Here is a 22,297-nt window from a genome sequence, read left to right as displayed (position 1 = left end):
AAACTCTCCATGAAATGGTTTTGTTTGACTTGCTCAAACTTGTTTTTATCGCTTTTTCCGTTATTTCTAACGGGGCAGTTTTGCTCGTTGTTCAGTTTTCAAAGAACAATTTTTTTTGTGTTTGTCTACCGTTTTTCTCAGCGGCGACTTTTATAATATATCACAGTTGCCTAGTTGATTGCAAGTTCTTTTTTAAATCTTTTTTTGAAGCTTGTTTTCCCTTGCACTTGACGCGAGAAGTAATATACCATGAATCAAACAATAAGGTCAACCCTTGATTCGAAAAACTTCTCGATCTTATACAATTAAGTATTGTACGCCGGCAATGAGAGCAATGCCTGGAACACCAAGTACGACAACAGTACCTATTGTAACCGGATTAAGGGGAATATATATGTTCGGAATTAATCCCGAGAAATTTAACACATACAGGACAACAGCAGCAAGTACGAAATTAATCGCAAAACCTCGAACCCATGCCAAAGACAAGCGCTGTCTAACAAGAACAGCAACTAAGGCGACAGAAGATAAAACAAGTATAGCAAGCCATATCATGTTCATTGCAATGCCCCTCTCCACGCTGGCCATACGCTGCATGTGCGTTTGGCGATTCGAATTAGCATTTCGTATCTTTTCTCAGCTGTAATTAAAGCATAAATGGCATAGTCGATCTGATCTTGTCCAACAGCGACATTAAAGAAACGATTAGCATTTACCCACTCATTATGTGCCTCGGCAATTTCAGCCCGTAAATGTTCGCCCCATTCTACTGTATCTACTTGTGGAATTGGCTTTACTTGAGTTTTCATTAATGCAAGATCACCTGTATGCTGACTTTTGCCCATCGCACTTCGCCTCCTCACTTGTCCGTTAGGACAAGGCATTTCTATATATGTATAGAGACATGGACAGGTTTAGAACGGATACTCGCCAGAAAACAAAACAGAGCCGCCCTCCCTAAAGGGGAAGACGGCTCTTTAACGTTACTTGTATTTAGTTTAGTTCTCTGCGACCTTCCAGTGCTTTGGACAAGGTGACTTCATCGGCATATTCGAGATCGCCGCCAACTGGCAGACCATGAGCAATTCGTGTAACTCGTATGCCAAATGGCTTAACGAGCCTTGAAAGATACATGGCTGTCGCTTCGCCCTCGATATTTGGATTTGTCGCCAGAATCAACTCTTGCACTCGCTCATCACTCAAGCGGCGAAGCAGCTCGGCAATTTTGATCTGATCAGGACCAATACCTTCAATAGGCGAAATTGCACCCTGCAGGACATGGTAGTGCCCTTGGAATTCCTTCATCCGCTCCAGGGCAACGAGATCTTTGGACTCCTGCACTACGCAGATAACTGAGTTGTCCCGTGTCTTATCCTGACAGATCCGGCAAGGATCCGTATCCGTAATATTGCAGCAAACCGAGCAATACGTTAAATTCCGCTTCACACTAACAAGCGCTTTAGCGAAATCAATAACATCATCTTCTTTCATGCGAAGCACGTGAAAAGCCAGCCTTGCGGCCGTCTTTGGTCCAATACCTGGGAGGCGCGTAAAGGCATCAATCAACTTCGCTATCGGTTCAGGGTAAAACAAAACGCGCAGCTCCTTTCAATCCTCTAGCGTAAACGGCTGACGCCGCCCTTACGGCGGCGTCAGTCAGCATACGTTTTAGCTTTATATAAGATGGTTCTCCGGCAACTAGCCTTAGAACAAACCTGGAATTTTCATACCGCCTGTAAATTTGCCCATGTCTTGGTTCGCAATTTCGTCTACTTTAGTAAGAACGTCGTTAACTGCAGTCAAAACAAGGTCTTGCAGCATTTCTACATCATCCGGATCTACCGCTTCAGGTTTGATCGTGATGCTAATAATTTTCTTATGACCGTTTGCAACTACCGTTACAACGCCGCCGCCAGCCGTACCTTCAACTGTTTTGTTAACAAGTTCTTCTTGTGCTTTCATCATTTGTTCTTGCATCTTCTTAACTTGCTTCATCATTTGGTTCATGTTATTCATGCTTATCACCTCATCGTTATAGTTAACTAATCTTCCTTGATAACAACTAAATCCTCACCAAATAGCTTCACTGCTTCCTCTACCCATTGTGGACGCTGTTCCTCCCCGGTGTCAATCGCATCCGGCTGTAATTCCAGCGTTTCACCTTGCTGCTCTCCCGAACGGCTGCTAGCGCTCTGCCATTCCTTCAGCATACACGTGGCTAGCTTCAACGGATTGCCCATTACATCCTGGATAACCCGTTCAATAATCTCCCGATGTGCGGGCCGTTCGGTCGTCTCACGGTGCATTGTATTCTTAAAGGCTACAAGCACCGTACCGTCTGTTGCTGACACTGGTTCTCCGTCAACAAACCAAGCATGTACGGTAATCTTGGCTTCCTTGACCCGTTGAAGCACTTCGTTCCACTTCATTCGAATCTGTCCTGTACCTGGACTTCCTGCAGATGCCACGAAAGGATCTAGTTTTACCGTGGCTCTGCTGATCGCTGCCCCGTTACCACCACCAAATCCGCCGCTTCGACGGGACTGATTAACAGCGGGACGTGCTCCACCATCAGCAGCGCTGGCAGCTCCGGCGATAGCCGCACCATTTTGGATAAGCTGTTCCAGCTTCCGTTCCAGCACCTCGACCTGCTGACGCAGACGATTCACCTCAGCTGAGGCAGCAGGCGGAGTGGCTGATGAACCCGACCCTCCAGCAGCTGCAGCACTCTCATTACCAATCGTGCAAATCTTCATCAGTGCGACCTCAAATAAGGTTTGAGGCTGAGAAGCATGCTTCATATCGGACTGGTAGCCATTAAGCGTGTCTATCATCCGGAATAACCGTTCAGAACTAAAGGCTTCGGCCATCTCCTGGAAACGCTCTGCATCTACAACACGCTCGGTCACCGTACCTTGAGGCGCCAGCTTAAGCACAAGCAGATCCCTGAAATAAAAGATCAGGTTCTCCATACATTTATCCGCGCTTTTACCGGCCTGCGTCAAACCTTCTACGAGCGGCATAATAGCAGCTACATTACGATCTCTAATGGCTTCGGCCAGTGCATAGAACTGATCCGCTGCCATTCCTCCTGTTACATCCACAGCTCCATCGAGCGTAATTCTGGAACCGCCGAAAGCAGAAACTTGCTCCAGCAGGCTTATCGCATCACGCATACCGCCTTCGGATAATCGGGCGATATAAGAGATGGCATCATCCTCTGCCTCAATACCCTCTTCCTTACAGATCTCAAGCAGGCGCTCCGTTTGTTCCTCAAGAGACACTTGACGAAAATCAAATCTTTGGCAGCGTGAGATAATTGTCGCAGGAAGTTTATGAGGCTCAGTTGTTGCTAATATAAAAATAACATGACCCGGAGGTTCCTCTAATGTCTTGAGTAAGGCGTTAAAGGCTTCAGAGGTAAGCATATGAACTTCATCAATAATATACACTTTATAACGAACTTCAGACGGGGCGTATCGAACTTTATCTCGAATATCCCGTATTTCATCAATACCCCGGTTTGACGCCGCATCAATCTCAACAACGTCCATAATATGACCGGCAGTAATCCCGCGGCAAGCATCACATTCATTACATGGCTCTTCCGCTGGACCACGTTCACAGTTTACTGCTTTCGCCAGTACTTTGGCTGCTGTTGTTTTCCCCGTACCTCGAGGTCCATTAAATAAATAGGCATGCGAGACACGATTCTCTCGAATCGCATTCTGCAGCGTTTGTATAATATGCCGTTGTCCGACCATATCCTGGAACGTCTGCGGACGCCAGGCACGATATAATGCAATATGACTCACGCGTTTACGTTCCCTTCGGTTAATTCGTTCTTTGTTCTTCTATTATACAACATGATTTCTATATGCAAAACAAAAACACCTGCATTCTAGGCATCTGCTTTAAAGAAAGCAGAACCACATCGCTGGTGTTCCTCAGTTAACTCTATGAAAATAATGTGTACCGTGCACCTGCCCTCGATAACATGCGATCCAGGCGGCACTCTTGCGTCTCAGCTCGAGTCAGGCACTCCCCCGGCACATGAACAAACTTGCTTACGGCTGCTTCCTTCCGGACCTGACCGGGTTCACAAGCGTCCATTGCGGAGGACCCAACTGTCAACACTGATTGCAAGCGCCAAACCCTGCATCACATAACCTCAAGCAGGAATTCAACCTCGCTAAAGCGGATTGCGAGTTACAGGGCACCGCTAACTCCCCATCTAGCACGGCAAAACTAAGTATAGCCCATCCCAGCATAAATCGCAACCGTAGGATAGTGGCAGTCCTAGCGTGACGCTGTCACTTTAACATGATAACGCGGCATGTTGAACTGTACAGCTTTCTGAGCCTTTGCTTCAAGCGCCTGAATTTGCTTATTCGTCAGTTTCGAGTCCACTGTTATGTGTACATTCAGGTTCTCTCCATTAAAGGAAACCCGGCTGTCTTTAATGCCATCGATTGGCTGCAGTACTTGGCCAATAAACTTCCTGTCCGTATCATAATTGAGGAAAGTAAGATTATTAGGCAGGTTAGGGTTGCTGTTGGAGTAGCCCATATATCCATCATGGCCATAAGTCTCAACCTTCTGGTTATTTGAGCGATGACCATTGTTTATGCCATCAGCAGCACAGCCCGATAAGCTTACAACTATTAAAGCAGGTACTGCGAAGCCCATAAACAATACTCGCAGCTTGCGTCTTAGCATTCTTTTGGTAAGCAATCAAAAAACCTCCCTTTAACCATAGGATGGCTAAGGGAGGTTTTCTTATTCTGCCAAATTAAGCCGAGGCAGATAGTATTACATGCCGTATTTCTTTTTGAAACGATCGACGCGACCGCCTGCATCCAAGAACTTTTGCTTACCCGTGAAGAATGGGTGGCACACGGAACAAACCTCTACGCGAAGATTCGATTTGATCGAACCAGTCTCGAATGAGTTACCGCAAGCGCAAGTGATGTTGGATACGTGGTATGTCGGATGAATACCTTGTTTCATCTCGTTCACCTCTTTCTGCCCTGAACCACATGCGGATCCAGAGTTAAAATCACACATCTCGGATTATAGCACGACCATATCACTCATGCAATGCCGATGTTTTCCCAGCTACTTGCGCATGGCCGCAGGAGGGAGATGTGTATAGGAGCCAATCACAACATCTGGCAGCTCCTCACGGAATATTTCGAGCATTTGTTTCATACCGTAGATCTCGCCTTTGGCAGGTGGAATCAAGTTCAAATAGCTCTCCGGGTCAATGTTCAAATTACGCATTTGGATTAGCTTGAGGCCCGTCCGCTTCGCAAATCCGATCATCGCCTCAATCTCTTCCTCACGGTCCGTGACACCAGGGAATATGAGGTAGTTAATGGAAGTGTATACACCTTTATCAGTTGCATACTTTAACGACTTCTCCACATTAGCTAAAGTGTAAGCACGCGGCTTGTAGTAGGCGTTATAATGCTCGTCAAGTGCACTAATTGTGCTGACCCGCATAAGATCAAGTCCTGCGTCTACGATCGCGCGCATGAAATCAGTCAGACCTGCGTTTGTATTGATATTGATGTAGCCGAGCTTCGTCTGGCTTCTGACGATCTTCATCGCTTCCACAATAATTTTGGCTTGCGTCGAAGGCTCACCTTCGCAGCCTTGGCCAAAGCTGATAATGGATTCCGGCGTTTTCAGATGCTCCAGCATAATCTCCACGATCTCATTCACCGTAGGTTTAAAGTTCATACGCGTCTGCGGTGCAACAAAACCACTGTCGTCCGGCTGCTCGGAAATACAGCCGAAACATCCAGCATTACAGGAATAGGAGACAGGAACGCCACCCTCCCAGCGCTGCAGGAACGTATTCGACGAAGTTAAGCATTCATAACCAAGCGCGCAGTTAGATAAATGCTTGTACAAACGATTCTCCGGATATTTCGAAGTTAATCGCTCCACCTGTCTGCGAACTTCACCACGGTCGCAGTTCAGCGGATCCCACTTATACGGATCATCGCTCTGCTCCGCCGCTACATAAAATCCGCCGTCTTTCCAAACGACTGAAGTATAGCCGAATAACGGAAACTTCTCGTTCTTATCCGTCTTCACGTAGCCTGGCAGAGCCAGCCGGGTAAACCCTTGCGGCAGTAAAGCACCAACCGCCTGATAATTGCCGGAGAGCATCTTCATCTCACCTGTGTCAGGCTCAATAAAGACCGGCCGCGTATGCGGCAGTCCTACTAGGGTAGCCCCCCGCGGCAATGGAATCAGCTCTTCCTCCATCAGTTCGACGATCATATCGCCACTGCGCCCAAGCGCAATATAGTCAGGATGATCAAACACATTGCCTTGCTCATCCGCATATACGAGATTCATCTTGATGTCCTCCTTCCAGCAGCGCTAAGAGCCGTGCGTTGTGCGCGGCGCTGGCCGCCTTCCAGTTGTTGCGCTGCTTTTGATTCCCGTACCTGTTCCCGTGCTTGTCCTCGACTGCTGAGGTTTCGGCGTTGACTTTTCCTCTATTGTATCAAGCGACATCAAAAACTCACTGTTGGTCTTAGAGTCAGCAAGCTTCTTCAGGAACCCGTCAACAAAGTCAGGTGTATCGGTCATATTACGGCGCACAACCCATAATTTATCCAGTTCTTCTTTCGTTAAAAGCATCTCTTCACGCCTTGTACCCGATCTGCGGATATCAAGTGCAGGGAAAATACGACGTTCTGCAAGCTTCCGGTCAAGATGCAGCTCCATATTGCCGGTACCTTTAAATTCTTCATAAATGATATCATCCATACGCGAGCCTGTCTCGATCAAGGCCGTCGCGAGGATTGTCAGGCTGCCGCCCTCTTCCACATTGCGAGCCGCACCAAAGAAACGCTTCGGACGATGGAAAGCTGCAGGATCAATACCGCCGCTAAGCGTACGGCCAGATGGAGGAACAACAAGGTTATAAGCACGTGCAAGTCGTGTAATACTGTCGAGCAATATAACAACATCTTTCTTATGTTCCACTAAACGCAGTGCTCTCTCAAGCACAAGCTCGGCCACTTTGATGTGATTTTCAGGCACTTCATCAAACGTAGAGGCAATAACTTCGCCCTTCACAGAACGCTGCATATCCGTTACTTCCTCTGGGCGTTCATCAATAAGCAATACAAACAACTCGATATCCGGATGATTAGTCGAAATACTGTTCGCAATTTCTTTAAGCAGCAGGGTTTTGCCCGCTTTCGGCGGCGCTACAATTAGTCCACGTTGGCCAAGACCAACAGGTGCAAGCAAATCCATAATTCGTGTAGAAAGTTTGGAAGATGCCGTCTCCAGCACGAGTTTTTTCTGTGGATAAAGAGGGGTCAGAGCGGGAAAATGAAGTCTTTCGGCCGCTTGTACAGGATCTGTGCCATTTACTGCATTTACCTGGAGCAGGCCAAAGTATTTCTCCGAATCTTTCGGCAGCCGGCATTTGCCAGATACAAGATCTCCGGTACGTAAATCAAACTTTCGAATCTGCGAAGCAGAGATATAAATATCTTCTTTGCTAGGCAAATAGTTGATCGGCCGAAGGAAGCCAAATCCTTCTGGTAAGGTTTCAAGTACACCCTGCATAAACATGAGGCCGCTTTTTTCCGCTTGTGCACGTAATATTGCAAAAATCAATTCCTTCTTCTTCAGCTGGCCATAGTACGGAATTTGATACTGCTTTGCTAATTTGTATAATTCGGTCAGCTTCAATTCTTCGAGATCAGCGATCTGAAGATCTGTCATATTCTCACCACTTTGTATTCAGTTTTAGCTATCATTATATACCCGAAATGGCGCCTTCTATTCGTCTTGACCCATAGAAGGCGCATAAATACTGGAATTAACCTTCCTCTGTCTCTCGCCAAACATCTGCACCTAAACGGCGCAGGTTATCAACAAGATTGTCATAACCGCGGTCAATGTATTCTACACCGGTGATTTCTGTAATGCCTTCCTTCACGGTAAGGCCAGCAATAACGAGCGCTGCTCCAGCCCGCAGATCAGCAGCTTTTACTTTTGCAGCAAACAACTCTCCGCCTTCGACAATAGCTGAACGCCCTTCAACACGAATATCCGCGCCCATCCGGTTCAGCTCTGGTACATGCTTGAAACGGTTGCTGTATACATAGTCGCTCAGGATACTTACGCCTTTTGCCTGTGTCAGAAGCGTCGTCATCGGCGATTGCAGATCCGTTGCAAAGCCCGGGTACACAAGTGCCTTGACATCAATAGCTGAATATTCTGGCGCGCCAATAATTCTAATCGATTCATCCATCTCATGAACCGTTACGCCCATCTCTTCCAACTTTGCTGTCATGGCTTCCATGTGCTTCGGAATCACGTTATCGATCGTTACATCACCACGTGTGGCAGCAGCAGCAATCATGTACGTACCCGCTTGAATGCGGTCAGGGATAATGGAATGACGGCAGCCATGCATGCTATCGACCCCTTCAATACGGATCGTTTCCGTGCCGGCCCCTTTGATGCGAGCTCCCATCGAATTAAGAAGTGTTGCTACATCTATAATTTCAGGCTCTTTTGCCGCGTTTTCGATAATTGTAGAGCCTTTGGCCCGCGAGGCCGCAAGCATAATATTAATAGTTGCTCCAACACTAACAACGTCAAGATAAATCTTCGCTCCGCGCAGCTCTTTTGCGTGAATACGCATGGAGCCGTGCTCATTTGTTACGGTTGCTCCTAGTGCCTCAAAGCCTTTGATATGCTGATCAATTGGTCTTGGCTCGAAGTTACAGCCGCCTGGTAATCCAATAATCGCTTCCCCAAAACGCCCCAGCATGGCGCCCATCAAATAATAAGAAGCACGAAGGAGCTTCACTTTACCGTTAGGCATCGGCTTTGACTCAAGGCGGGAAGGATCAATTCTCATAATATCGCCTTGCCAGCTTACTACAGCGCCCAGGTCCTCCAGGATTTCACTATATACGACAACATCGCTTAAATGGGGCAAATTATCCAATACCACTTCTGATTCTGCCAATATAGCAGCCGGAACCAGAGCGACGGCACTGTTCTTTGCTCCGCTTATTTGGACGGTGCCCCGCAGTGGACGTCCACCACGTATCATCAATTTCTCCATCAAATGTAGTCCTCCCGTGACTAGGAAGAAACATAGGAAAACCGCCTAGCGTGCGAGGTTTATACTAACACACTCGCCGTGATGAAGCGGTTCGTCATCCTATGCTCCTATTTAGTACGCTTCATAAAGTACGGAAGCGAATTTGTATTGATTACAAAGCTATTATCAGGTCTATTAGACTTTATATTCTGAGCTATTATACCATAACGGGACAGGGAATGGTATTTCCCTTACAGAAGCAGGGATACCATGTGAAAGTCTTCCAGATGGGCAGAAAAAAAGGGTCCCTTAGGACCCTACCGCGAAGCGGTTGTTGGAATTGCCGCCGTGAAGCTGCATATTAACCGCGATTCGCATTTCATCGATATCAAACGGTTTCGTGAAATGCATCACAGCACCCAGATCAGTCGCTTCCTTGATCATATCGAGCTCGCCGTATGCGGTCATCATAATGACTTTAATTTCACGATTAATGGCTTTCACATGCTTTAAAATTTCAAGTCCGTCCATCCCCGGAATCTTCATGTCGAGCAGAACGAGGTCAGGATTCTCAGCTTTCACAATTTCCAGTGCCAGCCTACCGTTTGAAGCTTGGAAAGTATTGTAGCCTTCACTGCTGAATACTTCCATTAGAAGCACTCGGATGCCATTCTGATCATCAACGATCAATAGCTTCTTCTTCTCCAAGATATTACCTCCCGCGACTCGAGCGACAACTGGTCAACTCTTCCATAATCGTTAATATATTCGCGCGGAGAGGCACATTATCCTGCTTTTCCAATAAAAAAATTGAAACATTCCTTGTTAGAACGGGTGTTCTTATTGTCCAGAGTACTTCAAAGCAGCACGCACAAATCCGCGGAAGAGCGGTTGTGGACGATTCGGACGGGATGTGAATTCCGGATGGAATTGAACAGCAAGGAACCATGGATGCTCAGGCAGCTCCACCATTTCGACCAAACGGCCGTCAGGGGAAGTACCAGAAATGCGAAGTCCTGCCGATTCAATACGCTCACGATATTCATTGTTAAACTCATACCGGTGACGATGACGTTCGTATACCAGTTCATCATTATATTCTACAGAAGCAAGCGAACCTGGCTTCAATTTACAAGGATAGAGGCCAAGACGCATCGTTCCGCCCATATCTTCAATATCTTTTTGATCAGGAAGCAGGTCAATAACTGCATATGGCGTTGAAGGATTGATCTCTGCACTGTTTGCGTTGTACAAGCCTGCTACATTACGCGCGTATTCGATAACAGCCACCTGCATGCCAAGACAAATACCGAAGAATGGAATTTGCTGTTCACGAGCATAACGAATTGCAGTCACTTTACCTTCAATACCACGATCACCAAAGCCGCCCGGTACAAGAATACCATGTACGCCATTCAGAGCTTCTCCGACATTCTCGTCGTCGATCTCTTCCGCGTTCACCCAACGAAGCTTCACTTCGGAATCTGCGTCGATACCAGCATGTCCAAGAGCTTCTACAATGGAAAGGTATGCGTCATGCAGAGCAACGTATTTGCCGACAATGGCGATTTCAGTCGTTTTATGCAGCGACTTCACGCGCTCGACCATTTCTTCCCACTGCGTCATATCCGGTTGGTTCGTCGTCAGCTTGAGGTGGTTAACGACAATATCGTCGAGACCTTGCTCACGAAGCATAAGAGGTACTTCATACAATGTCGATGCATCAAGACATTCGACAACCGCATTAGCGTCGATGTCGCAGAACAGACCGATTTTGCGCTTCAGATCTTCCGACAGCGAATGCTCGGTACGGCATACGATTACGTTCGGTTGAATACCAATGCTGCGCAGTTCTTTTACACTATGCTGTGTCGGCTTTGTTTTCACTTCGCCCGCTGCTTTGATATATGGAATCAGTGTTACGTGAATGTACATCACGTTGTCACGTCCAATATCACTCTTAATCTGACGGATTGCTTCTAGGAAAGGCAAGCTTTCGATATCGCCTACTGTTCCGCCGATTTCTGTAATAACAACGTCCGAGCCGGCTTCTTTACCAGCGCGGTACACGCGCTCTTTGATCTCGTTCGTAATATGCGGGATAACCTGCACCGTTCCGCCCAAGTATTCACCGCGGCGTTCTTTGGAAATAACGTTCGAGTAAATTTTACCCGTTGTTACGCTGCTGTACTTCGTCAGGTTAATATCGATAAACCGTTCATAATGCCCAAGGTCAAGGTCTGTCTCCGCACCGTCATCCGTTACGAATACTTCACCATGCTGGTACGGGCTCATCGTTCCCGGGTCAACGTTAATATAGGGATCGAATTTCTGGATCGTTACTTTAAGACCTCTGTTCTTAAGCAGACGACCGAGTGATGCAGCCGTTATCCCTTTGCCGAGCGAAGAAACGACACCACCGGTTACAAAAATATATTTTGTCACTTTGCTAATACCCTCCAAGCTCCTATGGTTATGTTTAGGTTTTCCCATTTGTACAATAAACATGGATTAGCAGGCACTGTACCCCTCTATCCAGTTTATGGATTCCTAAATCTGGTTACTGAAATTTACTTCTACAAACAAAAAAAGTGACACCCGTCTTCACGGGGCACTTTTCATTTGGCATATTATTAAACGTTAGCTAACCCGCAAGAGAGCGGCGAAAGCTATATTCCGCTTAGGCATTCATCCTTCAAAAAAGAAAGGTAAGCCATTGCTGCTTGTGCGGTACGTTAACCGAATCTTAAAGCCCATGCAATAGTTTACTCTGCCCGTCTATCGACTGTCAAGCGTAAAGAAGACCCAGCTTAAGACGATTATTTCTCTTCTTCTTCGTCCTCGTCGTCTTCAAAATCTTCGTCATCAGAATCCTCATCGTCAAGTTCAGCGTCAGCGTCGATTTCTTCATCAACCGCGTCTTCCTCAATCTCTTCGTCTTCGATGCTAACCTCTTCATCAACTTCTTCTTCTGTCTCAGCTTCGCCGAATTCACGATCTTCATCAAATACATCGTAATCCTCTTCGTCACCTGCGTACGTTTCTTCTTCTTCGTCCGCGAACAGATCATCATCATCATCTTCGTCATTAATGATACGAGGACGCTTCGCGTTCGTGATTGGATCCTCGTTTTTCTCAACTGGATACCAGCGTTTCAATCCCCACATATTGCTTCCTACGCAAGCGAACCTGCCGTCAATATTAATCTCCGTATATACTTGAGCGATTACTTGGTTAACTCCGTCCGCAGACAGTCCGCGAACCTTCGCAATTTCCATCATCAGGTCACGGTAGTAATAAGGCGTATTGGCCGATTTCAACAATTCAAACGCCAAGTCTACCATAGGCATTTCTTTAATCCGCTCAGGATCGAGCTTCAATGTAATATTGCCGCTGCTCATATGGACACATCCCTTCTTGCTATCTTCACTTTCATAATCTTAACCATTATCAAAGTATAGTAAAACCTATTTTATTCAAAAAAGCAAGCCGTCCCTCGGCTGTATGAAGTCCCCGTATCTTGCCCTGAAACAGAAAAAAGCGAAGGGCTGTCCCTTCGCTTTGACTGTATCCATCCGGACAGCGCATGAGTAATGCGGACCGGAGCGATAAGAGTCCTTAAGAACTCTTACTTCATCCTATGTTTGCCATCCGGTTTTGACACGGCTCAAAGCCTAATTATCTAAAAAAAGGCAAGTTGCTCATGCGGCCGAACTCCTCGTTTCATACAATAGTTCAGCATCGTCCGTCGGGAGGGGACGCGTAATTGGACATCACCGCTTTTCTCCATTGGTTGAAGGACACGATGGCTTGCACGGGCCAAACGACAAAAAATCGGATTATCCGATTTCAACAGCAAGGGGATTATCGACGCTTTCTGCAAGAGTGGTCTGAAGCATCGACAACTGCCCCTGAGCTCAAATCGGTTAAGCAAATGCGCATCATTCGTGCAATTTCTTGTCAGCTCCCTGTCGAAGCAACATTATCTGGTTTCTCCGGCGGCGTATGGATTGAGAACGACCGCCGTATTACTGTTCACACAGCAGTCAAAACCATTCCTCTGGAAAAAGGCATCCCCTGGGGCGTCCAGCAAATTAAAGCTCCACTAGCATGGAGCACAACGACAGGACATCGCATTAAAATCGGCGTCATCGATACCGGCGTAGACTTCAGCCATCCCGATCTTCGACAGTCGCTGTCTCGCGGCATTAACCTGCTTAACCGCAGCATGCTGCCTCATGATGATAATGGACACGGCACACATATCGCCGGAACCATCGCTGCAGCCAACCAAGTACAGGGCATGATCGGCATTGCTCCTCGAGCACAAATCCTCCCTGTTAAAGCATTCGACCATAACGGAAGCGCCTTTGTCTCCGACATTATTCTTGGCATCGATTGGTGCGTGCGCAACCGGGTCCATATTATTAATATGAGTTTTGGCATGAAAACACGCAGTAAAGCCCTCCTTAACGCAATAAACAACGCTTATAATGCTGGCGTTATTGTCGTTGCCTCCTCAGGTAATGATGGCAAAAGACGCTCGGTCGATTATCCAGCGAGATATCCGCAGACGATATCCGTCGGGGCTACAAATAAGCTTCGGCGCATTGCCCCGTTCAGCAACAGGGGAACGTTCATCGATATTTATGCGCCTGGCGACAAAATTTTCTCTGCCTGGCTTCGCGGCAAATATCACGAAATGAGCGGAACTTCGATGGCTACCTCGCATGTCAGTGGAGCCATCGCTTTGCTGCTCGCATATAGGCCGGGATTAACTCCCGCAGAGATTAAGGCGATCCTGAAGAAGTCGTACCTGCCGCTTCGAAGTACAAAAGCTCCTAAGTATACGGGGGAGCTTGATGTGATGAAGATGTTGGGGGCGGCGGACCGATAGGTAAAGACGGCTAAAGGGCAAGTTCGCGGATTGGGCGATGATGGGGCTGGCTGCGAACAATGTATCTCCTTGCGGTACATCGAATTGCAAATGGGTAATATAACTAATTGCAATTCGGTGCTGCGGTTGACGCTGAGAAATTTGAATATACTCGTTGTAACGAGATTTCTCAGTCGTCAAAGGCAGGCGCTAACACTCCTCCAGGAGATACATTGCCCTTGCCCCGCACCTCATCGGTCCGTTTGGGAGAAAAAGAAAGAAACCGTTCTCGGGAGGGGTATTCCCCCTTTCCCTTGGAACGGTTTCTTTTGGTTTGTAGCGGTAAGCGTATTGCTACGCTGTATTTTTTACAGGATATTGGTTATTGGTCTCCTTTCGGCAGATGCTGAGACTTATGTTGTAGTTTGTGCAGGATAGCGGGGTTGTAATAGCCGTTTTTATGCCTTACCAGAGCTGCTATACTGCAGAAAATGCAATATAACCGGCTAAGTGAAGCTAAAAGGACCGATTATACTGCATTAAATACATCATAGGCAGACCAGGCAGTTATAGAGAAGCACGTAGCCACATAAATGCGGTCAGCAAACTAAGCGGTCAAGATTGGCGGTTTAGCGAATGCCGAGCCGCCGTGTGAGCGGAACGATTACATCCGCTCTGGAGCCGATACGCCGATAAGGCGGAGCGTATTGGCGATAACTGTGCGCACAGCGCCGAGCAAGGCGATACGCGCTTGTGTTTGAGCCGCGTCTTCAGTGATGACGCGCTCTGCTTTGTAGTAGCTGTGGAACTGCGAAGCTAGTTCATACACATAGCGTACAAGGCGATGCGGTGCGTATTGAGCCGCAGCTTCCGACACTTCCTGCGGCAGCTCGCCGAGTTTGCGCATCAGGTCGAATTCAGCTTCGGAGTTCAGCTTGCTGAAGTCGATGTCGCTAATAGGCAAGAGAGCAATGCTTTGCTCATCCGCCTGACGGAAGATACTGCAAATACGCGCATGCGCATATTGTACATAGAAGACCGGATTCTCGTTCGAAGTCGAGATCGCAAGGTCCATATCGAAATCAAGATGCGAGTCCATGCTGCGCATCGTGAAGAAGTAACGAATCGCGTCAACGCCTACTTCGTCCATCAGATCCTGCATCGTAACGGCTTTGCCGGTACGTTTGGACATTTTCACTTTTTCGCCGTCTTGGAACAGGCTTACCATTTGCGCAATCAGCACAACCAGCTTGTCTGGGTCATTGCCAAGGGCAGCCATAGCAGCTTTCACACGAGGGATGTAACCATGGTGGTCAGCGCCCCAGATGTTGATCATCCGGTCATAGCCGCGGCTGAATTTGTCGCGGTGGTATGCAATGTCCGGTGTCAAATACGTGTACGAGCCGTCATTTTTCACAAGGACGCGGTTCTTGTCGTCGCCATAAGGCATAGTCGCAAGCCATGTCGCGCCTTCTTCTTCATACACTTGGCCTTTCTCCTTCAGCGTGTCGAGCGCCTGTTCAACCTGACCGCTCTCATACAGCGATGTCTCGCTGTACCAAATATCGAAACCAACGCGGAAACGGCCGAGGTCACGTTTGATTTTATCTAATTCTTTCTCCAGACCGAATTGGCGGAAGAAAGTGAAGCGCTCTTCATCGGAAAGCGAAAGCAGACGGTCACCCTCCTGCTCCGCAAGCAGCTTACCGAAGCCTACGATATCTTCGCCGTGATAGCCGTCTTCCGGCATCTCAGCTTCTTGACCCAGTGCTTGACGGTAACGTGCTTCAATCGAGCGAGCCAAGTTGTTCACTTGGTTGCCGGCGTCATTGATATAGTATTCGCGAGTTACTTCATAACCTGAAAAATCCAGAACGTTGCAAAGGGCATCACCAACAGCTGCGCCACGAGCATGTCCAAGGTGAAGGCTGCCTGTCGGATTCGCGCTGACGAATTCGACTTCTACACGTTGACCTGCCCCTTCCTTCGTACGGCCATAATTATCTCCTGCAGCTGTAATTTCACCGATAACGGAATATAAATAGCTTTTGTCCATGCGGAAGTTAATAAAGCCAGGTCCTGCGATCTCAGCGGATTGGATACCGAACTTCTCACCGTTCAGGTTCGCGATAATCGTCTCTGCGATTTGACGAGGGTTTTTCTTCGCCAGTTTAGTCAGCTGCATTGCTGCGTTAGTCGCCAGGTCGCCATGCGCTTTGTCTTTAGGAACTTCCAGCACGAATGCCGGCAGCTCCTCGCGTGCAGCCAGTCCACCTGCTACTGCTGCATCAGCAATCGCTTCCTTTACCTTCTCATACATCTGTTCCAACACGTTCGTACTCATTGCTCCTACTCCTCCTGTATATGGAGCCGATTATGGAACCGGCCCGACAAATGTTCATTCATCCATAGTTCATACTGCCATTCAATCGTAAAAGGCGGCACTGCTGATGGCAGCTCCAAGCCGTCATCACCCTTCACCGCAACAAACGCTGTAGCCGTCTCCATCTGAAACGAAGTATACGGAGAGCGGTAATAGCCGCTTCGTCTCACTTCTCCCGGAACGAACAACTGCTCCGACTCCACAACGCCGCGGCGTGTGATCGACAGCTCGTCCGCGCGGAAGCGCACCAGCGTCCGAATAGGATCAGCGCTGCCTTCCACCGGTTCTTCGTAACGGATATACACCGATCTTTCCTTACGGAACCATTCCCCTTTGTACGTTTGTACGACGGACTCTCCGTCCTGGGTGCTTGTCAGCGTGATCTTAACCGCTATTCTATCTTGCATAACAAAAACTCCTATATCTCCAGTCTTCTCGTATGTTACTACTATATACAGGAAGGCCCGTAATTTCAACGATTGTAAGCTATTCCGATAAATCCAGGTAAGGGAGAATCGCACGCCATGCTTCGATCCGGTCCTCTAAGTTTCGCATCTTTTGCGTGGGAATCGGACTAGTTGAAGGCATTTTCAGAAGGGTAACTTCCCGAAATGCCGGATGATCGCGAAAATATTTGCGGAATGTATCATATGCCTTGCTTCCATTAAATGCAAAACACTTCAAGCCTGGGTACTTCGCCAGCAAGGCAGGCAGGTCATTCGGCTGCTCGTTCTTAATGTTCACATCAAGGCTCCCTGGCCGCTCACAAGATTCAATTACATCAAACACCGCCATATGATGCTCCTGCAGAAAAGCGAGACGCCTCTCGTAATTCTCATCCGGCGCTCCGGCACTAAAAATTCCGTATACCATCCCCCAGAAGTAATTACGTGGGTGACCGTAAAACTGCTGATGCTCCAGCGACTTTACACTTGGCGCAGTCCCGAGCACCAATACACGGGCATGCTCGTCAATTACCGGCGGAAAAGAAAAAATGCGCTCTGCTTCTTCCACTCGAATCCTCTCCTCAGCCAAAAAAATCACGTACTATGTATTTTACACCAGCCGCGCTGGAAATAAAAAAGAGACGCCTCATATCACCTCGGCTTTACAGAAAGCTTTGGTGACACAAAGACGCCTCTTCCATCGGCAATTCTCATCTGCGAGTATGCCGCTTATTTCATTACTTCACGAGGTCTTCTACAAATTTAGGCAGAACAAATGCCGCTTTGTGAAGGCGTGGTGTGTAGTATTTTGTTTCAATCTCAGTAATCGAAGCTTCATCCACTTGAAGCGGATCATACTTCTTGCTGCCCATTGTGAATGTCCACAAACCACTTGGGTAAGTTGGGATGTTAGCGCCGTACACGCGAACGATCGGGAATACTTCCTTCACGTCTTTGTTAACGCTTTGAATCAGGTCAGCCTTGAACCAAGGGTTATCGGTTTGAGCTACGAAGATACCGTCTTCTTTCAACGACTCGTAGATACCTTGGTAGAAGCCGCGTGTGAACAGGTTCGCCGCAGGGCCAACAGGTTCAGTGGAGTCAACCATAATAACGTCATACGTATTTTTATGATCATGAATATGCATGAAGCCGTCGTTTACTTGAACTTCAACACGAGGGTTGTCCAGTTCGCCTGCAATTGTCGGCAGGTATTTCTTGGAATATTCAATAACTTTGCCGTCAATATCAACGAGCACGGCTTTTTTCACTTTTGAATGCTTCATAATTTCACGGATAACGCCGCCGTCTCCGCCGCCTACTACAAGCACATGCTCCGGATTCGGATGCGTGAAGAGTACCGGATGGGCTACCATTTCGTGATACACGAATTCATCCTTAACTGTAGTCATGACCATACCGTCGAGAACCAGCATCGTGCCGAACTCTTCCGTTTCGATCATATCGAGCTTTTGGAAATCAGTTTGTTCGTCTACATAAGTCTTAGTAATCTTCGCTGTAATGCCGAAGTTTTCGGTTTGTTTTTCTGTATACCACAATTCCATATCGATAAATCCCTTCTTTCCGTCAATGGTTCTCCATGTATTATAGTAGTTCGGAGCGAAAAATCAACCTTTTCTAGCTTCCATACATGAATATCGTTCCCCACCTTTTTCCATACTAAGGAAAAGGTCGTTCTTGCGAAGGGAGCACCATCATGAAAAAGCAGCAGATCAGGCCGGGCAAGCCGCGCCGCAAATATGCTTTTCCTATTATAACCGAACGTTTTCTTCCTCATGTTATGAGGTTCAAAAAAAGCTTACGATGGACCGCCGCCATTGCCGCCGTACTGGTACTAGGTGCTGTGTCCATGTTTCTTTATTTGCGCTTCCAGTCGCTGCCGGTAACGTCAATCAGTCAGACCTCCCGCATGCTCGACCTGCAGGGACAAGTGATTGATACGTTCCATACAGGCGAGAACCGTAGTTCTGTACCGCTAAATGAAATCTCACCTTATCTTGTGGATGCGACACTGGCGATTGAAGATCACCGTTTCTATGAACATAATGGGTTCGATATGAAAGGCATGGCCCGTGCCGTATTGGTTAACGTGGAGACCATGTCCGCCAAACAAGGTGCCAGTACATTAACCCAGCAGCTCGCTCGCAACCTGTATCTCACCCATGAGAAAACATGGCAGCGTAAGCTGAAGGAGGCTATGTATACCGTTCAGCTCGAGATGAATTACTCGAAGGACGAGATTCTCAGTCTCTACCTGAATCAGATCTATTACGGGCATGGCGCCTATGGCATCGAAGCGGCCGCACAGCTGTACTTCCATAAACATGCTTCCGAATTAACGCTAGCCGAAAGTGCTATGCTTGCAGGCATCCCGAAGGGACCGAAATATTACTCCCCTTTTATGGATATGAAAAATGCAAAAGACCGCCAGCTGACCATATTAAGCGCAATGACGGAAGCCGGCGATATTACACCGGATGAGGCCGACGCCGCCTACAAGGAAGTATTAACATTCCAGCCACTGGGCTCCGGGGAGCAGGCGGGCTTTGCCCCCTATTTCCGCGATTATATTCGCTACATTGCCGTTGATAAGCTTGGTATTAATGAACAGCTATTAAATGAAGGCGGAGTAACGATCTATACAACACTTGATCCTACTGCGCAGCGTGCTGCGGAGGACGCGGTCAAGAACGGGCTTGCCGGAAGTGAAGAGCAACAGGCGGCACTTGTTTCAATTGATCCCCGCAACGGGTACATTAAAGCGATGGTCGGCGGCCGGGATTATAAAACAAATCAGTTCAACCGAGCGCTCGCCGAAACCAGGCAGCCGGGCTCTTCCTTTAAGCCAGTCCTATATTTGACCGCGCTGCACAGCGGATTTATGACGCCGGTCACCCGGTTCAAGAGCGAACCAACCTCCTTCACTTATGATGAAGGACGCAAAACCTATGAGCCGCGCAATTACAATGACAAGTATTTCAACGATTTCATTGATATGCGTACAGCTATAGCAAGCTCGGATAATATCTATGCTGTAAATACCATTATGACAGTGGGCGCCGACCGCGTGATTGAAACGGCCAGGAAGCTTGGTATCACAAGTCCAATGAATCCGGTTCCTTCCTTAGCTCTTGGTACTTTCCCAGTCAGTCCACTCCAGATGGCCTCCGCATTTGCGGTCATTGCTAATAATGGCATCCGAATCGAGCCTGTTGCGATCTTACGCATCACAGACCGAAACGGACATATTATATATGAAGCGGAGCGGCATGAAGAGCAAGTCATCAATCCATCCGAAGCCTACGTGATGACCAGTCTGATGGAGAGTGTCTTCGAAGGAGGCGGTACAGCAAACCGAGTGTCTTCCTTCATTAAAAGACCCGTAGCCGGTAAAACCGGCACGACATCTACAGATGCTTGGCTTGTTGGCTACACACCGGAACTGGCAACAGCCGTATGGGTAGGCTATGACAAGAATCGCAAGCTGACCATAACTGAGGCTCATCGCGCGGCTCCAATTTTCGCCCAATACACGGAGAAGGCGTTATCCGCCATCCCACCTAAGATCTTCCCGATCCCAGATGGTGTCGTGAACGTATACATCGATCCGACGAGCGGCAAGCTAGCAGCAGCTACTTGTGCGAACAAACGGCTGGAGTCCTTCGTATCAGGAACGGAACCAACCGAAGTATGCGGCGGGCCGACGGGCCAAGATACCGAAGCGGACAACAAGCTCAAAGAAGAGGGCGGCACCTGGTGGAATGACTTGAAGCGTTGGTGGAAGAATTAATTGAAAAGAAAACCACATGAATTCAGATGAATTTGTCTAAATTTTGATCAAAAAGTGAAAATTCTTTGAACATTAGCCGTAAACTGTGGTATAGTAGGATCAAGAAGTAAGCACTTACAAACTTTATGGGAGTGTTTAAGATGGCTACAAAAACAGCAACGGTAAGCAATGTAAAGTCGGATGCGGAAGCAACAGCAGCAAACGTGAAGCGACTTGTTACTTTAATGACGGTTTTTGCCTGGACGGCTTTGACAGTGGGTGTGTTGTTATGTCTCATCAATATCAGCCACTTTAGTGATAAGAACACCACGTTAATGGTTGGTATCGGTTGCCTTGTCGGCAGCGTGTTCATTTATGTAATTGGTACAGCGATCAGCCTCGTACATGCAAGAATCCATCAGGCGATGGAAGATCAGCAGAACGATGATCATTCCAACCATATTTTGTAATTCAAAATTGCTTTTAACGACCCGCTTTTTCGTCAATATTGACGAGGAGCGGTTTTTTTGTGTGTTGATTTCCAAGGAAAATAACCACAGTTGTCAATATGGTGAAAATTCTATTACAGAAAAAAGACGAATTGTTGACGTAATTGTTAAGCCAGCAGTTATTCTGAGCGACTTCTGCTAATCTTAATAGCAAGAAGCAATCTTGAGGAGTTGAAACAAAAAATGAGAAAGTCTATCCGCTATCTGGTTCCGTTGATGATTATGCTAATGGCCGTCATGCTATCCGGCTGCGGCGATCAATATCTCGTCCTCGATCCAAAAGGACCGATCGGCGAATCACAAAAGGATCTCATTTGGATTACGGTGTGGCTGTGTGCGATCATTCTGGTTCCTGTATTGATCCTGACTGCCTATATTGTCTGGCGTTACCGTGACAAGAAGGACAACAAAGCCCAATACCAGCCAAACTGGGAGCACAGCACAAAGCTGGAGACGATTTGGTGGGCAATTCCAATCATCATCATCGCGATCCTAGCGACGGTTACTATTAAATACACGTACGATCTAGAGCCAAGCAAACCGCTTGAGTCGGCTAAGGAGCCGATTACGATCGAAGCAACTTCGCTTGACTGGAAATGGCTCTTCACTTATCCGGAAGAAGGAATCTCGACCGTCAACTACGTTCAGATTCCGGAAGATACGCCAATTCGCTTCCGCGTAACGGCAGACCAAGCGATGAACTCCTTCTGGATTCCGCAGCTTGGCGGTCAAATCTATGCGATGTCCGGCATGGCCATGACCTTGTATCTCCAAGCCGATGAGCTTGGCACATACTTCGGTTCGGGTGCAAACTTCACAGGTGAGCAATTTGCGAAGATGACCTTTGATGTAAAGGCTACTTCTGATGCCGACTACAAATCCTGGGTCGAAAGTGTCAAATCATCTGCACCTGCTCTGACAGAAGAAGGCTTTGAGCAGTTGAAACAACCTGGATCTTCGGATCAGCAGTTCTTCTCGGCATTCCCTAAAGGTTTGTTCGATCAAGTAGTTATGCAATATGTTGGTGAAAACGGAGCTCTTGCTCCTCATCATGGTGAAAAATCCGGTCCTGTTAAAGATGAGGAAGGTGGAGGCCATGACACTTCCAGCATGAATCATGATATGGATGGCATGGAAGCTATGGACCACTCTTCCCAAACGGATCAAGAATAATAACGCAAGGAAAGGAGATGCAC

At 47.6% G+C, this 22,297-nt stretch carries 21 protein-coding genes and 1 other RNA gene; 4 read left to right on the top strand and 18 right to left on the bottom strand.

Annotated features, from left to right (window positions below; all coding sequences use genetic code 11):
- Positions 1-297: 297 nt before the first annotated feature.
- The 14 genes from AC0YNT_RS29880 to rpoE all read right to left on the bottom strand — a co-directional run bounded on the left by AC0YNT_RS29880 (position 298) and on the right by rpoE (position 12,498).
- A complete protein-coding gene (locus AC0YNT_RS29880) occupies positions 298-561 on the bottom strand; it encodes a pro-sigmaK processing inhibitor BofA family protein (protein ID WP_167283038.1) in 264 nt (87 codons plus the stop codon).
- A complete protein-coding gene (locus AC0YNT_RS29875) occupies positions 558-845 on the bottom strand; it encodes a DUF2508 family protein (protein ID WP_441896903.1) in 288 nt (95 codons plus the stop codon). The genes AC0YNT_RS29880 and AC0YNT_RS29875 overlap by 4 nt, the downstream gene beginning before the upstream one ends.
- A 148-nt stretch (positions 846-993) precedes the next feature.
- Positions 994-1,593: a recombination mediator RecR gene (gene recR / locus AC0YNT_RS29870; RefSeq protein WP_167283034.1), complete on the bottom strand. Its 600-nt coding sequence runs from the start codon at positions 1,591-1,593 to the stop codon at positions 994-996.
- Positions 1,594-1,704: 111 nt separating this feature from the next.
- Positions 1,705-2,016 carry a YbaB/EbfC family nucleoid-associated protein gene (locus tag AC0YNT_RS29865; RefSeq protein WP_167283032.1) on the bottom strand — a complete coding sequence of 104 codons (312 nt, stop codon included), beginning with the start codon at positions 2,014-2,016 and terminating at the stop codon, positions 1,705-1,707.
- Positions 2,017-2,042: 26 nt separating this feature from the next.
- The gene (gene dnaX / locus AC0YNT_RS29860; RefSeq protein ID WP_475807829.1) at positions 2,043-3,815 is read right to left on the bottom strand and encodes a DNA polymerase III subunit gamma/tau; all 1,773 of its coding nucleotides are present in this window, start codon (positions 3,813-3,815) and stop codon (positions 2,043-2,045) included.
- A gap of 160 nt (positions 3,816-3,975) precedes the next feature.
- Positions 3,976-4,243: signal recognition particle sRNA large type (ffs, locus tag AC0YNT_RS29855), an RNA gene on the bottom strand.
- 56 nt (positions 4,244-4,299) lie between these two features.
- Positions 4,300-4,734, bottom strand: a complete 435-nt coding sequence (locus AC0YNT_RS29850) for a hypothetical protein (RefSeq protein ID WP_475807828.1) — start codon at positions 4,732-4,734, stop codon at positions 4,300-4,302.
- Between the two features lie 78 nt (positions 4,735-4,812).
- The gene (gene rpmE, locus AC0YNT_RS29845; protein WP_167283026.1) at positions 4,813-5,010 is read right to left on the bottom strand and encodes a 50S ribosomal protein L31; all 198 of its coding nucleotides are present in this window, start codon (positions 5,008-5,010) and stop codon (positions 4,813-4,815) included.
- 108 nt (positions 5,011-5,118) lie between these two features.
- Entirely contained in the window at positions 5,119-6,372 is a 1,254-nt protein-coding gene (locus AC0YNT_RS29840) for a radical SAM family protein (protein WP_475807827.1), read from the bottom strand.
- Positions 6,373-6,396: 24 nt separating this feature from the next.
- Entirely contained in the window at positions 6,397-7,761 is a 1,365-nt protein-coding gene (gene rho / locus AC0YNT_RS29835) for a transcription termination factor Rho (protein ID WP_441896913.1), read from the bottom strand.
- 97 nt (positions 7,762-7,858) lie between these two features.
- Complete coding sequence (locus tag AC0YNT_RS29830) at positions 7,859-9,118, bottom strand: UDP-N-acetylglucosamine 1-carboxyvinyltransferase (RefSeq protein ID WP_475807826.1); 1,260 nt, start codon at positions 9,116-9,118, stop codon at positions 7,859-7,861.
- Positions 9,119-9,406: 288 nt separating this feature from the next.
- Positions 9,407-9,805, bottom strand: a complete 399-nt coding sequence (locus AC0YNT_RS29825; RefSeq protein WP_132312442.1) for a response regulator — start codon at positions 9,803-9,805, stop codon at positions 9,407-9,409.
- 132 nt (positions 9,806-9,937) lie between these two features.
- On the bottom strand, positions 9,938-11,542 hold the full coding sequence (locus AC0YNT_RS29820) for a CTP synthase (RefSeq protein ID WP_475807825.1): 1,605 nt from the start codon (positions 11,540-11,542) through the stop codon (positions 9,938-9,940).
- A gap of 374 nt (positions 11,543-11,916) precedes the next feature.
- Positions 11,917-12,498, bottom strand: coding sequence for a DNA-directed RNA polymerase subunit delta (rpoE, locus tag AC0YNT_RS29815; protein WP_475807824.1), 582 nt, complete (start codon positions 12,496-12,498; stop codon positions 11,917-11,919).
- Positions 12,499-12,863: 365 nt separating this feature from the next.
- Between rpoE and AC0YNT_RS29810 the strand changes: the two genes are divergently transcribed.
- The gene (locus tag AC0YNT_RS29810; RefSeq protein ID WP_475807823.1) at positions 12,864-13,994 is read left to right on the top strand and encodes a S8 family peptidase; all 1,131 of its coding nucleotides are present in this window, start codon (positions 12,864-12,866) and stop codon (positions 13,992-13,994) included.
- Positions 13,995-14,637: 643 nt separating this feature from the next.
- Here the strand turns inward: AC0YNT_RS29810 and argS are convergent.
- The 4 genes from argS to speE form a co-directional block, all read right to left on the bottom strand.
- Positions 14,638-16,317 carry an arginine--tRNA ligase gene (argS, locus tag AC0YNT_RS29805; protein ID WP_475807822.1) on the bottom strand — a complete coding sequence of 560 codons (1,680 nt, stop codon included), beginning with the start codon at positions 16,315-16,317 and terminating at the stop codon, positions 14,638-14,640.
- Between the two features lie 5 nt (positions 16,318-16,322).
- Positions 16,323-16,763: a YwiB family protein gene (locus AC0YNT_RS29800; protein ID WP_475807821.1), complete on the bottom strand. Its 441-nt coding sequence runs from the start codon at positions 16,761-16,763 to the stop codon at positions 16,323-16,325.
- Between the two features lie 79 nt (positions 16,764-16,842).
- Positions 16,843-17,370, bottom strand: coding sequence for a DNA-deoxyinosine glycosylase (locus AC0YNT_RS29795; protein ID WP_475807820.1), 528 nt, complete (start codon positions 17,368-17,370; stop codon positions 16,843-16,845).
- Between the two features lie 169 nt (positions 17,371-17,539).
- On the bottom strand, positions 17,540-18,367 hold the full coding sequence (speE, locus tag AC0YNT_RS29790) for a polyamine aminopropyltransferase (RefSeq protein WP_475807819.1): 828 nt from the start codon (positions 18,365-18,367) through the stop codon (positions 17,540-17,542).
- Positions 18,368-18,519: 152 nt separating this feature from the next.
- On the opposite strand from speE, the gene AC0YNT_RS29785 reads away from it, so the two are divergent.
- The 3 genes from AC0YNT_RS29785 to cyoA all read left to right on the top strand — a co-directional run bounded on the left by AC0YNT_RS29785 (position 18,520) and on the right by cyoA (position 22,274).
- Positions 18,520-20,613, top strand: a complete 2,094-nt coding sequence (locus AC0YNT_RS29785) for a transglycosylase domain-containing protein (protein WP_475807818.1) — start codon at positions 18,520-18,522, stop codon at positions 20,611-20,613.
- Between the two features lie 140 nt (positions 20,614-20,753).
- Positions 20,754-21,062: a hypothetical protein gene (locus AC0YNT_RS29780; RefSeq protein ID WP_475807817.1), complete on the top strand. Its 309-nt coding sequence runs from the start codon at positions 20,754-20,756 to the stop codon at positions 21,060-21,062.
- A 222-nt stretch (positions 21,063-21,284) separates the two neighbouring features.
- The gene (gene cyoA / locus AC0YNT_RS29775) at positions 21,285-22,274 is read left to right on the top strand and encodes a ubiquinol oxidase subunit II (protein ID WP_475807816.1); all 990 of its coding nucleotides are present in this window, start codon (positions 21,285-21,287) and stop codon (positions 22,272-22,274) included.
- Positions 22,275-22,297 lie beyond the last annotated feature (23 nt).

This window comes from Paenibacillus sp. J22R56, from assembly GCF_056269375.1.
Note: the sequence above shows the minus strand (reverse complement) of the source record. Positions and strands in the feature narration are given on the sequence as shown.

Excerpts from the sequence above, each read along its gene's own strand:
- AC0YNT_RS29830 (WP_475807826.1), bottom strand. The coding sequence starts at position 9,118 with ATGGAGAAATTGATGATACGTGGTGGACGTCCACTGCGGGGCACCGTC.
- AC0YNT_RS29840 (WP_475807827.1), bottom strand. The coding sequence starts at position 6,372 with ATGAATCTCGTATATGCGGATGAGCAAGGCAATGTGTTTGATCATCCT.
- rpoE (WP_475807824.1), bottom strand. The coding sequence starts at position 12,498 with ATGAGCAGCGGCAATATTACATTGAAGCTCGATCCTGAGCGGATTAAA.
- AC0YNT_RS29780 (WP_475807817.1), top strand. The coding sequence starts at position 20,754 with ATGGCTACAAAAACAGCAACGGTAAGCAATGTAAAGTCGGATGCGGAA.
- AC0YNT_RS29865 (WP_167283032.1), bottom strand. The coding sequence starts at position 2,016 with ATGAATAACATGAACCAAATGATGAAGCAAGTTAAGAAGATGCAAGAA.
- argS (WP_475807822.1), bottom strand. The coding sequence starts at position 16,317 with ATGAGTACGAACGTGTTGGAACAGATGTATGAGAAGGTAAAGGAAGCG.
- cyoA (WP_475807816.1), top strand. The coding sequence starts at position 21,285 with ATGAGAAAGTCTATCCGCTATCTGGTTCCGTTGATGATTATGCTAATG.
- AC0YNT_RS29880 (WP_167283038.1), bottom strand. The coding sequence starts at position 561 with ATGAACATGATATGGCTTGCTATACTTGTTTTATCTTCTGTCGCCTTA.
- speE (WP_475807819.1), bottom strand. The coding sequence starts at position 18,367 with ATGGAATTGTGGTATACAGAAAAACAAACCGAAAACTTCGGCATTACA.
- rpmE (WP_167283026.1), bottom strand. The coding sequence starts at position 5,010 with ATGAAACAAGGTATTCATCCGACATACCACGTATCCAACATCACTTGC.
- AC0YNT_RS29785 (WP_475807818.1), top strand. The coding sequence starts at position 18,520 with ATGAAAAAGCAGCAGATCAGGCCGGGCAAGCCGCGCCGCAAATATGCT.
- AC0YNT_RS29875 (WP_441896903.1), bottom strand. The coding sequence starts at position 845 with ATGGGCAAAAGTCAGCATACAGGTGATCTTGCATTAATGAAAACTCAA.
- rho (WP_441896913.1), bottom strand. The coding sequence starts at position 7,761 with ATGACAGATCTTCAGATCGCTGATCTCGAAGAATTGAAGCTGACCGAA.
- AC0YNT_RS29800 (WP_475807821.1), bottom strand. The coding sequence starts at position 16,763 with ATGCAAGATAGAATAGCGGTTAAGATCACGCTGACAAGCACCCAGGAC.